The organism is Nonomuraea rosea (assembly GCF_039539705.1).
GTDB classification, from domain to species: domain Bacteria; phylum Actinomycetota; class Actinomycetes; order Streptosporangiales; family Streptosporangiaceae; genus Nonomuraea; species Nonomuraea rosea.
Genome location: NZ_BAABDQ010000008.1, coordinates 164,245 through 177,610 on the forward strand (window position 1 = coordinate 164,245; position 13,366 = coordinate 177,610).

Genomic DNA, 13,366 nt, shown 5'->3' on the forward strand with positions numbered 1-13,366 from the left:
GATCAGAAGGAGGCGGCCAGAGCCAGGGCGGCTGCGGCCTCGTGACGGAGAACCATGATCAGAAGTGTGGCGACCAGCGTGGCGATGAGCAGCCAGCTGATCAGGATGATGACGGTCGAGCGGCGTGGGCGGCGTCTCGGGCTGTCGCCGTCCGGCCCGCTGGACCGCGCCTCGCTGCGACGAACCCGCTCGTTGAACGACTCCAGTCGTGCGACGAGTCGCGGATCGTCGTCGACGAGGTGCTGCTCAATCTGGGCCAGCATCCGCTCCTCGTCCTGCGACCAGGCCATAGGCGCACCTCCCGCACGCAAGCTCTGTGGCGTCTTTCTGCCCAACCCTGAAGATCATTAGCCCCGGGCTGACCAGCTAATTGCAACCTCTTTTCGGTTTGCGATCAAGCTCGAACTTTTGTTCTAATCATGGAATGCGCTGGGACAACCTGCGTCTGGCCGGGGCCGGCCAGGCCGATCCGGCCGCGCCGCTGTTCGCCCGCGGCGCGGTCACCCGCACGTTCGACACCCCTGAGTTCAAGGGGATGACCTTCTACGAAATCCAGGCCAGATCCATCATCAACCGGGTTCCTGGGGCCAGCCGGGTGCCGTTCGAGTACACGATCAACCCGTATCGCGGGTGTGGTCACCGCTGTATTTACTGTTTTGCCCGAAAAACGCACGAATATCTAGATTTGGATGCCGGAGCGGACTTCGACTCCAAGATCGTGGTCAAGGTCAACGCCGCCGAGCTGGCCCGCAAGGAGCTGGCCGCGCCGCGCTGGGGCGGCCACCACGTGGCGATGGGCACCAACGTCGACTGCTACCAGCGCGCCGAGGGCCGCTACCGGCTGATGCGCGGCATCATCTCGGCGCTACGCGACGCGGCCAACCCGTTCTCGATCCTCACCAAGGGCACCCTGATCCTGCGCGACCTCGACCTGCTGACGGAGGCCGCCGACGTGGCCGAGGTGGGCGCCAACGTGTCGGTCGGGTTCCTCGACCAGGAGGTGTGGCGGGCGGTCGAGGCCGGCACGCCCGCGCCGCGCAGGCGGCTGGAGGTCTGCGCGACGCTCAACGACAACGGGGTCGCCTGCGGTGTGCTGATGGCGCCGATCCTGCCCTACCTCACCGACTCCCCCGCCCAGCTCGAGGCCACGGTCAAGGAGATCGCCCAGTCGGGCGCCACCCATGTCGTCCCGATCGTGCTGCACCTGCGGCCGGGGGCTCGCGAGTGGTGGCTTGACTGGCTGTCGCGCGAGCACCCCCGGCTGGTGCCGCGCTACCTGGAGCTCTACGGCCGGGGCGCCTACGCGCCGAAGTCCTACCAGCAGCGGGTCTGCGGCCAGGTCAGCGAGCTGGCCCGGCGCCACGGCGTCGGCCGCGCCACCCCGGCCATGGCCCGCCGCCTCCCACCCCGCCGCGCCCCGGGGGCCGGCAACGAGCCCGCCACCGCCGCCCCAGAACAACTCCGCCTCATCTGACCCATCCCACCCGCCAGCACCCGGGGCGTGGGCTGGCCGACCGATCCTCCGCACCGCACCACCGCCCTTCAGCACCGGGTGCGGGTCTTTGCGCCGCACCCCCGCCCACGGGCACCGGTCCATCCGACTGGCCGACCGGTCCCCGCTCCGCGCCACCACCCTCCGGCACCCGGTGCGTCCGGGTGGTCGCCGGTTCTCCGCGCCGCGCACCCGTCGCCGGCGTATGCGCGCGTTCGTCCCGTTCCCGGGCGTCGTGCGGGATGCCGGACGGGGCGCGGCCTGCGGGGGTGCGGGTTGCGGGGGTGCGGGTTGCGGGGGTGCGGGTTGCGGGGGTGCGGGTTGCGGGGGTGCGGAAAATGGCTGGCCCTTGCTGCTCCCGCGGTGGCAGGATGACCGCGCACCAGTCAGCACGACGATCAGGAGCATGAGATGCGGCGCCGCCTCGGAATCTCCCAGCGCCCCATTGGCACGAGAGTTCTCGAGGGCTCCTCCACTCATGCACATCCTGAACATCGGCATCCTCGCGCACGTAGACGCGGGCAAGACCAGCCTCACTGAGCGGCTGCTGTTCGAGACCGGCGTGATCGACCGGCTCGGCAGCGTCGACGCGGGCAGCACACAGACAGACAGCGGTGAGATCGAACGCCGTCGCGGCATCACCATCCGCTCGGCCGTCGCCGCCTTCACCCTGGGCGACCTGCGGGTCAACCTGGTGGACACACCCGGCCACGCCGACTTCGTGGCCGAGGTGGAGCGCGCGCTCGGCGTGCTCGACGGCGCCGTGCTGGTGCTGTCGGCCGTCGAGGGCGTCCAGCCGCACACCCGGGTCCTGATGAAGACCCTGCACAGGTTGCGGCTGCCCACCCTGATCTTCGTGAACAAGATCGACCGGGCCGGAGCCAGGGAGCGGGAGCTGCTCGCCGACGTCCGGCGGCGGCTGTCGCCGTACAGCGTGGCTCTGAACACCGTGGACGGCATCGGCGGGCGCGCGGCCCGCACCCGGGCGGTCGCCTCCGTGCAGGAGGCGGCCGAGGTGCTGGCCGAGCGGGACGACGGGCTGCTGGAGCTGCTCGTGGACGGCAAGGAGCCCGGCTTCGGGCAGACGCACGCCGCGCTGGTGCGGCAGTGCGCGGCCGGCGAGGCCTATCCGGTGCTGTTCGGCTCGGCGGTGACCGGGCAAGGGGTGGCCGAACTGCTGGACGCGTTCAGCCTGCTGCCCGCCGTCCACCGCCCCGCCCCCGAGCCCGGCGCCCACCGTCCTGCGCCCGAGCCCGGCGCCCACTCCCCCGCGCCCGAGGGGTTGCGGGGGACTGTGTTCGCGATCGAGCGGGCCCCGTCCGGCGAGAAGGTGGCTTATCTGCGGATGCGGGCGGGCGAGCTGCGCGCCCGCGAGCACCTGACCTTCCGCAGGAGCGGGCGGGACGGCGCCGGTCAGAACTACGAAGGCCGGCTGACCGCGCTGGCCGTCGTCGGCGCCCCGCGGCAGCGGGAGGCGCTGGCGGGCGACATCGTGAAGGTCTGGGGCGTGCCCGGCATCCGCGTCGGCGACCACCTCGGCGAGCCGGGGCCCGCGGACCGGGCCCACTTCACCCCGCCCGGCCTGGAGACCGTCGTACGCCCCCGCGTCCCCGGCCAGGAGCCCCGCCTGCACGCCGCGCTGCTCGCGCTGGCCGAGCAGGACCCGCTGATCGGCACCCGCACGCTGCCCGGCGGCGAGACGTCGGTCCTGCTGTACGGGGAGGTGCAGAAGGAGGTCATCGGCGAGACCCTGGCCAGGGACTTCGGCGTCGAGGCGGAGTTCGAGCCGAGCCGCCCGGTCTACTTCGAGCGCCCGTCGGGCACCGGCGAAGCGGTCGAGGAGATCCAGCGCCAGGACCGCAACGACTTCATGGCCACCGTCGGCCTGCGGGTCGAGCCGGCCGCCCCCGGCTCGGGCGTGCGCTACCGGCTGGGGGTGGATCTCGGCTCGCTGCCGCTGGCCTACCACCGGGCGATCGAGGAGAGCGTACGCCTGGCACTGGGCGCCGGCCCGCGCGGCTGGCCGGTCACCGACGTCGTGGTCACGCTGACCAGGACCGGCTACTCGGCCCCCACGACCGTCGCGGGCGACTTCCGCGGGCGCACGCCGCTCGTGCTCATGAGCGCGCTGCGCCAGGCGGGCACCACCGTGTACGAGCCGTGCCACCGCTTCGAGCTGGAGGTGCCGCTGGAGACGTTCAGCGAGGTGGCGGCCGCCCTGGCGGCGCTGGGCGGCGAGCTGCGCGACACCGTCAGGCGCGACGACACGTGGGCGATCGAGGGCGAGCTCCCGGCCGGGGGGCTGCAGGAGTTCGAGCGGCGGCTGCCCGGTCTGTCGCACGGCGAGGGCGTGTGGTGGTCCGAGCCGTCCGGGGACCGGCCCACTCGATAGGCGGTATGTCGATTTTTCTGCGTGGATGGGTAGTAACGGGCTTGGTGCACTAATCAGGTGCATCTCATCCGTTTCGGGGGGATTTTCGATGGCTGACTCCAACAAGAAACCCAGCACGAAGTCGGGCAAGTCGAAGAAGCAGTCGATCAAGAGCAACCGGCAGGCCAAGGAGATCAAGCGCGAGGGCCGCAAGACGACGACGGACGAGGGATAACCCCGTTCGATGGCCGGGCAGCCGGGCGCTGCCCGGCCGGGTGACATGATCGGACGGCCGAGGGCCGCACTCCCCGGCCGTCCGATCGATTGTGGAGCTGCCTGAATGTCGGCTTACCTGCGATTTCCCGCCGTCTTCCAGGACGTCGTCGTCTTCGCCGCCGAGGATGACCTGTGGATGGTCTCGGCCCAGGGCGGCCGGGCCTTCCGCCTGACCGCCGGCCTCGCCGAGGCGGGCTACCCGCGCATCTCACCGCACGGCGACCAGCTCGCGTTCGTCGGGAGCGAGGAGGGCCCTGAAGAGGTGTACGTCATGCCGTCCGCCGGCGGCGCGGCCCGCCGGGTGACCTTCCACGGCGCGCGCTGCACGGTCTCCGGCTGGGACCCCGAAGGGCGCATCCTGTACGCCAGCGACCAGTCCCAGCCGTTCGAGGGCCGCAAATGGCTGCACCGGGTGACGCCGGGCGGGGTGCCCGAGCGGCTCCCGTACGGGCCCGCGAACTCGATCGCGCACGGCCCCGACGGCATGATCGTGCTCGGCCGCAACACCGCCGACCCGGCGCGGTGGAAGCGCTACCGCGGCGGGACGGTCGGCGACCTGTGGATCGACCCGCGGGGCGACGGCGAGTTCAGGCGGCTGATCCGGCTGCCGGGGAACCTGGCCTCGCCCTGCTGGAGCGGCGACCGGGTGTGCTTCATCTCCGATCACGAGGGCGTCGGCAACGTCTACTCGTGCGCCCCCGACGGCCAGGACCTGCGCAAGCACACCCACCACGAGGACTACTACACGCGCAACCTGTCGAGCGACGGGCAGCGGCTGGTCTACCACGCGGGCGCGGACCTGTACCTGCTCGACCCCGGCGAGCGGGCGCGCAAGCTGGAGGTGCGGCTGGCCAGCTCCAGGACGCAGCGCAACCGCAGGTTCGTCGAGGCGGCCGACTACCTCGACAGCGCCACGCTCAGCCCCGACGGCAGCGCGCTGGCCGTCACCGCCCGCGGCAAGGCGTACGCGATGGCCGGCTGGGAGGGCCCCGTACGCCAGTACGGGGTGCAGGACGGCGTCCGCTACCGGTTCCTGACCTGGCTCAACGACGGCGCGCGGCTGATCGCGGCGGCCAGCGACGACTCCGACGAGGAGCGGCTGGTGATCCTCGAAGGCGGCGAGGGCGGCCCGGGGACGGAGGCGGCCCGGCTGGGGCGGATCAACGAGCTGGTGCCCGACCCCGCGCACGACCGGGTGGCCGTCGTCAACCACCGCCACGAGCTGCACCTGCTCGACCTGGACACCGGGCAGGCGACGCTGGTGGAGGCGAACCGGCACGGCCCGCCGGAGGATCCGGCCTGGTCGCACGACGGGCAGTGGCTGGCCTACGCGAGCCCGCTCAACGCCCAGACCAGCGCGATCATGCTGCACCATCCGGAGTCGGGCCGTACGGTGCAGGCCACCGAGCCGGTGCTCAAGGACTCGATGCCGGCGTTCGACCCGGAGGGCCGCTACCTCTACTTCATCGGCCAGCGGGTCTTCTCCCCCGTCTACGACCAGCTCCAGTTCGACCTGGGCTTCCCGCTGGGCACCCGCCCGTACGCGGTCGCGTTGCGCGCCGACGCGCCCGACCCGTTCGTGCCCAGGCCGCGCCCGCTGGAGGACAAGGACGAGGACGACGAGGAGGAGCCGGAGCCGCTGCGCGTGGACGTGGACGGGCTGACCGGCCGCGTCACCGCCTTCCCGCTGCCCGAGGGCCGCTACGAGCAGGTGGCCGGGCTCAAGGGCAAGGCCCTGATCCTGACCAGCCCGCTCGAAGGCGAGAACATGCTGCACCTGTTCGACTTCACCAAGGGCGCCGGCGAGACGTTCGCCGACGGCGTCACGAGCTTCGAGCTGGGCCGCGACCACAAGACGCTGCTCTACCGCGCGGGCGACCGGCTGCGCGTGGTCAAGGCGGGCGAGGCGCCGGGCGACGACGACGGGCCGGGGCGCGCGAGCGGCTGGATCGACCTGTCGCGGATCAAGGTGTCGGTCTGCCCCGAGGCGGAGTGGCGGCAGATGTTCAGGGAGGCGTGGCGGCTGCAGCGGGAGAACTTCTGGACCGAGGACATGGCGGGCGTGGACTGGCCGGCCGTCTACGACCGCTACCAGCCGCTGGTGGCGCGGGTCACGACCCGGGGCGAGTTCTCCGACCTGCTGTGGGAGCTGCACGGCGAGCTGGCCACGAGCCACGCCTTCGAGAGCGGCGGCGAATACCGGCCGGGTCCCGACTACAGCCAGGGCAAGCTGGGCGTGGACTGGGATCACCGCGACGGCGTCTACCACATCGGGGCCGTCGTCACCGGCGACCCGTGGGATCCGGCGGCCACCTCGCCGCTGAACAGGCTCGGCGTCGACGTCCGTCCGGGAGACGCGGTCCTGGCCATCGACGGCGCGCCCATCGGCGGGCCGTCGACGGGCGCCGCCACCCCGAACGAGCGCCTGGTCAACCAGGCCGGCGAGGAGGTCGAGCTGACCGTGCGCCGCGAGGAGCGGATCTTCACGGTCACCGTGCGCGCCATCGCGGACGAGCAGCCCGCCCGCTACCGCGACTGGGTGAACCTCAACCGGGCCCAGTGCCACCAGCGCTCGGGCGGCCGGATCGGCTACCTGCACGTGCCGGACATGGGCACGGAGGGGTTCGGCGAGTTCCACCGGGGGTTCCTGGCCGAGTACGACCGGCACGCGCTCATCGTGGACGTGCGCTTCAACGGCGGCGGGCACGTGTCGGCGCTGCTGCTGGAGAAGCTGTCCAGGCGCCGGTTCGGCTACGACTACCCGAGGTGGGGCGACCCCGAGCCGTACCCGCCGGAAACGCCGCGCGGGCCGCTGGTGGCCATCACGAACGAGTGGGCGGGCTCCGACGGCGACATCTTCAGCCACACGTTCAAGCTGCTGCGGCTGGGCCCGCTCGTCGGCAAGCGCACGTGGGGCGGCGTCATCGGCATCTGGCCGCGCCACCAGCTCGCCGACGGGACGGTGACGACGCAGCCGGAGTTCTCCTTCGCCTTCGACGACGTGGGCTGGCAGGTGGAGAACTACGGCACCGATCCCGACATCGAGGTCGACATCACCCCGCAGGATTACGCCAGAGGCGTCGACACGCAGCTGGAGAAGGCCATCGACATCGCGCTTGAGCTGCTGGCCGAGCGGCCGCCGCATACTCCTGATCCACGGCATCGGCCGCGCATGCAACCTTAGGTGTCTTTCAGGCGTCTAATGATCATAGGTGGGGATAGCGCACAGGGGATGAACGGTGCACTCCATCAGAAGCGAGACAATGGCCGGTGGTGGGGTGACACGCCTCATCACCGGCCACCTGTGTTGTGACTTCTTCCAGCGATGAAAGCGATTAAGGGGATTTCTCAGGTGCGCGCACTGGCACGCAAGGGAAAGTCGGCCGCGGTCCGGCTCTATCGGGGGTACAACCGGCGCAAGGTACAGAAGGCGCCGCCACCCTCGACGAAGCAGGTACGCATCCTGTTACTGCACTCCAACGGGATGGGCGGCACGATCAGGACCGTGTTCAACCTGGCCGGGTATCTGGCCGAGCACCATGACGTCGAGATCGTGAGCATCCTGAAGGAGGCCGAGGAGCCGTTCTTCCCTGTCGACCCGCGCGTGAAGTTCCGCTTCCTGGACGACCGCCTCAATCCGAGTGCCGACCCGTTGCGCGCCGTGCTGTCGAAGATGCCCAGCAAGATCATGCCCAAGGAGGAGTCGGCGTACCACCGCTTCAACCTGTGGACCGACCTGAAGCTGGCGCGCTACATCCGCTCGCTCGACACCGGGGTGCTGATCGCCACCCGCCCGGGGCTGAACCTGGCGGTGGCCCAGCTGGCTCTGCCCAGCGTCATCACGATCGGGCAGGAGCACGTGGCGCTGCGCACCCAGGCCGAGCCGATCCAGGAGCTGATCAAGTGGCGTTACCGCCGTCTCGACGCCCTGGTCACCCTCACCAAGGCCGACCTGCGCGACTACCGTGAGGCGCTGCCGAAGAAGCCGAAGAAGCTGACCCGCATCCCCAACGCCGTGCCGCCGATGGCCGGCGACGTGGCCAAGCTCGACGCGAAGGTGGTCGTCGCGGTCGGCAGGCTGACCCGCCTCAAGGGCTTCCACCGGCTCATCACCGCCTGGGAGACCGTCGCGGCCGCGCATCCCGACTGGAAGCTGCGCATCTTCGGCGCCGGCCCGCAGGAGGAGAACCTCGCGCAGCAGATCGTGGAGGCCGGGCTGACGGGCAAGGTCGAGCTGCCGGGGCCGACCTCCGACGTGGGGGCCGAGCTGGAGAAGGCGTCGATCTTCGTGCTCAGCTCGCGTCACGAGGGCTTCCCGATGACGATCCTGGAGGCGATGGCCAAGGGGCTGGCCATCGTGAGCTTCAACAGCCCGCACGGCCCCAAGGAGATGATCACGGACGAGGTCGACGGGCTGCTGGTCAAGCCGCGGACGAACGCCAACCTCGCGTCCTCGATCATCCGCGTCATCGAGGACGAGCAGCTGCGCCGTGATCTGGCCGGCCGCGCGGTGGAGACCGCCCATACCTACGACGTGGACGTGATCGGGGAGAAGTGGGACGCGTTGCTGGCCGAGCTGCTGGCCCGCCGCGACGGCACGTACGTCCGTCCCCAGCGCCCCCAGCCCCCCGAGCCCTCCGAGCCCGTCGCGCCGGAACCTCAGGAGCCCTCCGAGGTCAGACCCCAGAGCCCGTGAGCTCCACCGGCTCGGCGATGACGTCGACGAGCGCGCCGTTGCGGTAGACGGTGATCGGCAGCGGCTGCCCGATAGCGTCGGCGAACATCAGCCGCTGCAGGCTCTGCGCGTCCCCCACCGGGCTGCGGCCCGCGCTGAGCACCAGGTCCCCCGCGCGCAGGCCGGCCCGGTGCGCGGGCGAGCCCGGCACCACCTCCACCACGCGCAGCGCCCCGTCCTGCCCGGTGCGCCGCCGCAGTTGCTCGGGCAGCGGCGCGGGTGAGGTCACCAGCCCGAGGAACGCCCGCCTGACCCGGCCGTCCCTGATCAGCGCGGCGATGATGGAGCGGGTCGTGCCGTTCATCGGCACGGCCAGCCCGACGCCGATCCCGGCCACGGCCGTGTTGATGCCGACCACCCGGGCGTGCGAGTCGGCCAGCGCTCCCCCGGAGTTGCCGGGATTGAGCGCGGCGTCGGTCTGGATCACGTCCTCGATCAGCCGTACGGCCGAGCCGCTGCGGGCGGGCATCGACCGGCCGAGCCCCGACACCACGCCCGCGGTCACCGACCCGGTCAGGCCGAGCGGGTTGCCCACGGCGACCACGAGCTGCCCGACCACCAGCTCGTCGCTGTCACCGAGCACGGCGGGCTCGGGGGTGGCCGTCTGCGCCCTGATCACCGCGAGGTCGGACAGCGGGTCGCGGCCGACCACCATGAAGTCACCCGAGCTGCCGTCGGCGAAGGCGACCGTGCCGCCCCGGGCTGAGCCGACCACGTGCGCGTTGGTCAGCAGGAACCCGTCGGCGGTGAACACCACCGCGGCCCCGCTGCCGCGGCCGGCCCGCACGCTGGCCACTTTCGGCAGCAGCTCGGCCGCCACGGAAGAGACGACGCGCGAGTAGGCGTCGAGGGGATCCGCCATCACGTGCACTCCTTCTGCTGCACAGGAACACACCTGCTTACAGAATTACACGTTAACTCCGCGAACGCCGTTCCGGGCTCCCCGGGCCCCGGGCGCGCCCGGCGGCAGGTCGGCCGCCGCCAGCCCGCGGGCCAGCAGCCAGCGGCCGAGCGCCACGTAGGCGTCCACGTCGCGGGCGCTCAGGAACTGGTTGAGCGTCGAGTGGCGCGGGAAGGCGGCCCGGTCGGCGGCCAGCGCCACCAGGTCGCTCGGCATCTCCTCGCTCACGTGGGTGCGCATGATGACGAGGTAGCTGGCGGGGCTGTCGGGGGTGTCGTCCGGGTAGCGGAAGGGGATCCGTTCCACCGGTTCGTGCGAGGTCAGCAGCCGTCCGTCGGCCTCGAACTCGACCCCCAGCTCGGTGCGCGCCAGCGCGATCACCCGCAGCAGGTTGCCGACGCGGTGCTCGTCCACCGAGGCGTCCAGGGCGAAGACGGTGCGGCAGCGCCGTCGCAGGAGCTCGACGACGCCCAGGTTGTCCCAGTGGCCGCCGTCGGAGACGAACACGTTGCGGTGCCGTACCGACAGGTTGCCCAGCGCCTCGCGCCAGGTCGTCAGCGGGCCTGGCCGGTGCCAGCGGGCGACCGCCCAGCGGGGCGCCCGGCGTTCCAGCCGCGACTCGAGGCGCGCCGCCAGCCGGCCCGTCGACCGGTTCGGGACCGGGTTCGGCAGCCACAGGCCGAGCCGGAGGTTCATCAGGGCCAGCGCCAGCCGGGTGGCGCGGTTGGTGAAGCGGCCCATGTTCGGGGCGACCGCCGCCCCCGAGGTGGCCACCATCGTCGCGGCGTCCAGCTCGGTCGCCGGCGCCGAGCTGGGCGCCCGCCCGATCGCCACGCCGCCGACGTAGTCAGGGGAGAACACGAACGACGCGCACCCCTCCCCCGTGGCCGACTCGTCCTCGCGCAGGTTCACCGACGCGCACACGAGCAGGTGGGGCAGGCCCTCCGCGTGCATGTCGCTCAGCCGCACCTGCGACAGGCGCAGCGCGCCCTCGCCGGTCCCCGTGCCCAGCCCCGTGCGCACCACGTACGCCCGGTCGAGCCGCCGCGAGTACGGCCGGTGCAGCGAGGTGCTGTTGGCGTGCACGGTCATCGCGAACACCAGCAGCAGGGCCACCGCCGCCAGCGCGACCAGGCCCGTCGCCGCGTAACCGGCCTGGCTGGCCTGGGCGGCGACCAGCAGCAGCGGCAGCAGCAGGGCCGCGCTGATCGCCGCGGAGAACAGCAGCCACAGGGCGCGGCGCAGCAGCTGGCGCGGCACGCTGAACGACAGCCCCCACTGCGACCTGAACAGGTAGACCGTGATCGCCGCCGCCACCGCCAGCAGCCCCGCCAGGCGGGTGGTGGCGGACATGTCGAACGTGCGGCTGTCCAGCACCCGGGTGCTGAGCGCGATGACGTCCGGCAGGGCCAGCCCGGCCACGAGGGCCAGCGCGGCCCGCCGGACGTACAGCTCGGCCTGCCTGCTGCGCAGCCGCGTCTCGGCCAGCGCCAGCACGAATGCCACGATGGCCGCCGCCGCCCAGCGCTGGCCGGCGTACCGGCTGGACAGCACGTCGTCCTGCACCGCCAGCACGTGCGCCAGCTGGTAGACCGCGCCCAGCAGCGATCCGGCCAGCACGATCGCCGCGGCGAACGGGACGAGGTTCACCAGCAGCGTCAGCGTGTACCTGGCGCAGAACAGGAACAGGTCCGACCAGTCCTCGCCGAGGTAGCGCAGGTTCCTGCGCAGGTGCACCTCCTCGGGCGAGCCCCTGCTCCAGGGCGGCGCCGAGCCCTCGGGCAGCGGCACGCGCCGCGCCTCGGCCCTGGCCGCGATGAACGCGGCGGCGGTGTAGCTGCCGCCGGAGACGGCCGAGACGTAGCGGGTACGGCCGAGCAGCCCGGACTCGTCGGCCGCCTGCAGCGCGCCCAGCCCCAGGCAGGCGGCCCGCACCCCGCCGCCGGCCAGGGCGATGCCGATCTGGTCGAGCCCCGTGGGCTCGCTCAGGTAGCGGTATCCGGACGCGTGCGCGGTCATATCGGCTCCGGCGTTCCCGAGGGGTAGACGGGCTTGCGCGGCTGCGCCGACGGCAGCGAGTCGCGCGAGTTGTACTGGCGCACGAACAGCGGGTGCAGGCAGTACTCCTCCTCGGGCGAGAGGTTCATCTGGCCCTCCATCGAGTACGCGAACTCCGCCCGCAGATAGCGCTCGCTCTCGTCCTTGTACCGCCCGACGATGCCCACGTCGGCGAACATCTCCCGCACCTCGCGGTAGTCCAGCCCGAAGTCCGCCTTGATGGCGGCCCTGTTGCACATCTGGTGCAGGTAGCCGTCGTCGAACCGGAACGGCAGGTACGGGATCAGCCGGCGCGCCACGTCGTGCGCCTTCGGATGGCGGAACTTGTAGGCCGAGAAGATCTCCGGGCACAGCGTGGCCTCGGCCTCGGCCACCGTCTCCAGGATGTGCTCGCCGCGCACGATGGGCCGTTTGGTGGCGGCGATCGCCCGGTGCAGGGCCTCGTTGAAGATGTACAGCACCTGGCGCGGCAGCAGCTGGGTGTGGCGCAGCACGTAGGCGACGGAGCTCTCCGCCAGGCCGGCCGGGCTGCGCAGGTTGGGCACGACCACCCGGTCGAGCAGCCGGGCGTGCTCGTGCGGCGACACGTCGCGCACCAGGTCGGGATAGTGCTGCTCCAGGAACGGGCGCAGCCGCGTCCCCACCGCCCGCAGCAGGTCGCGCCAGTCCCAGCGCAGGACCATGCGCCCGCTGAAGTCCTTGATCGGGTTGGCCGAGACGCGGTCGAGTGCCGGCCACAGCTCGCTGGGGAAACAGCACTGGATGCGGAAGTAGGCCCGCTCCGTCCGCAGCCCGAGCTGGCCCACCAGGTGGAAGAGCCCCTGCAGCACCCGCTGGATGCGCTCCAGGTGGTCCCCGATGTTCTCCAGCGAGTCGATCAGCACGAACACCGGTGTCCCGCGCGCCTGGAGCACGGCCTTGGCCGCGTTGATCACGTCGTTCCACGGACGGCGCGCCAGCCGGAAGTCGCGGCCCAGCTTCTCCAGGCTGACCAGGTTGTCGAAGTAGTTCACGTGGGCGATCAGCCGGGTGGTCACGAGGTCGAGCGCGGCGTCGTCCAGGCCCATCGGCCCGGCGTTCTCCTCGCGCAGCTCGCCGGTCTCCTCCCACAGGATCTGCCACGCCCGGTCGGGGTCGCCCTCGCACCGCTCGGTGGCCAGCCGGCCGATGACCGGCGCCCACAGGAGCATCTCCCAGAGCTGCGCCACCCCTTCGACGGTGAGCACCAGGGGTTTGGCGACCAGCTCGGTGGCCGCCTGCACCCGGGAGAACACACCGTGCGCGCTCAGCCTGACCACGAGGTTGCGCGCGTCGAACTCGCGCGAGAGCAGCAGCGCGGTCTTGCCCGAGCCGCGCCGCCCCACGATGAACGTGGGCGGGTTGTCCGTGGAGCGCAGGTGCAGCTGGACGCGGGTGTCGTAGATCGCCCGCAGCACCGGCGTCTTCTCCCGGTCGGACACGGCGATGGGGCCCAGCGGGTTCTGCAGGGTGAAAAGGTTGTCGATGGCGCTACTCGCGGTGATCATGGCCGCC

9 protein-coding genes are annotated in these 13,366 nt (G+C 71.8%); 5 read left to right on the forward strand and 4 right to left on the reverse strand.

The annotated features are described in order from the left end of the window. Positions 1–2: 2 nt before the first annotated feature. Positions 3–290 carry a DUF3040 domain-containing protein gene (locus ABEA43_RS20940; protein WP_345564066.1) on the reverse strand — a complete coding sequence of 96 codons (288 nt, stop codon included), beginning with the start codon at positions 288–290 and terminating at the stop codon, positions 3–5. 134 nt (positions 291–424) lie between these two features. Here ABEA43_RS20940 and ABEA43_RS20945 point away from each other — a divergent pair, with 134 nt between their 5' ends. The 5 genes from ABEA43_RS20945 (at position 425) to ABEA43_RS20965 (ending at position 8,835) form a co-directional block, all read left to right on the forward strand. Continuing rightward, positions 425–1,474: an Rv2578c family radical SAM protein gene (locus tag ABEA43_RS20945; RefSeq protein ID WP_345564068.1), complete on the forward strand. Its 1,050-nt coding sequence runs from the start codon at positions 425–427 to the stop codon at positions 1,472–1,474. Positions 1,475–1,970: 496 nt separating this feature from the next. Then, the gene (locus ABEA43_RS20950) at positions 1,971–3,884 is read left to right on the forward strand and encodes a GTP-binding protein (RefSeq protein WP_345564070.1); all 1,914 of its coding nucleotides are present in this window, start codon (positions 1,971–1,973) and stop codon (positions 3,882–3,884) included. 88 nt (positions 3,885–3,972) lie between these two features. Beyond that, positions 3,973–4,098 carry a hypothetical protein gene (locus tag ABEA43_RS20955; RefSeq protein WP_345564072.1) on the forward strand — a complete coding sequence of 42 codons (126 nt, stop codon included), beginning with the start codon at positions 3,973–3,975 and terminating at the stop codon, positions 4,096–4,098. A 105-nt stretch (positions 4,099–4,203) separates the two neighbouring features. After that, positions 4,204–7,323 (forward strand): S41 family peptidase, encoded by a 3,120-nt coding sequence (locus ABEA43_RS20960; protein ID WP_345564073.1) that lies wholly within the window; start codon positions 4,204–4,206, stop codon positions 7,321–7,323. A gap of 168 nt (positions 7,324–7,491) precedes the next feature. Beyond that, on the forward strand, positions 7,492–8,835 hold the full coding sequence (locus ABEA43_RS20965) for a glycosyltransferase family 4 protein (protein ID WP_345564075.1): 1,344 nt from the start codon (positions 7,492–7,494) through the stop codon (positions 8,833–8,835). On the opposite strand, the gene ABEA43_RS20970 is transcribed toward ABEA43_RS20965, so the two are convergent. From ABEA43_RS20970 to ABEA43_RS20980, 3 genes are read right to left on the reverse strand one after another with little or no spacing between them, the layout of a single operon-like run. Continuing rightward, on the reverse strand, positions 8,816–9,736 hold the full coding sequence (locus ABEA43_RS20970; RefSeq protein ID WP_345564345.1) for a S1C family serine protease: 921 nt from the start codon (positions 9,734–9,736) through the stop codon (positions 8,816–8,818). The two genes, ABEA43_RS20965 and ABEA43_RS20970, sit on opposite strands and share 20 nt — an antisense overlap. A gap of 45 nt (positions 9,737–9,781) precedes the next feature. Continuing rightward, complete coding sequence (locus tag ABEA43_RS20975; RefSeq protein WP_345564077.1) at positions 9,782–11,794, reverse strand: hypothetical protein; 2,013 nt, start codon at positions 11,792–11,794, stop codon at positions 9,782–9,784. Then, positions 11,791–13,359, reverse strand: a complete 1,569-nt coding sequence (locus ABEA43_RS20980) for a P-loop ATPase, Sll1717 family (protein ID WP_345564079.1) — start codon at positions 13,357–13,359, stop codon at positions 11,791–11,793. Before ABEA43_RS20980 ends, ABEA43_RS20975 begins: the two co-directional genes overlap by 4 nt. Positions 13,360–13,366: the final 7 nt, after the last annotated feature.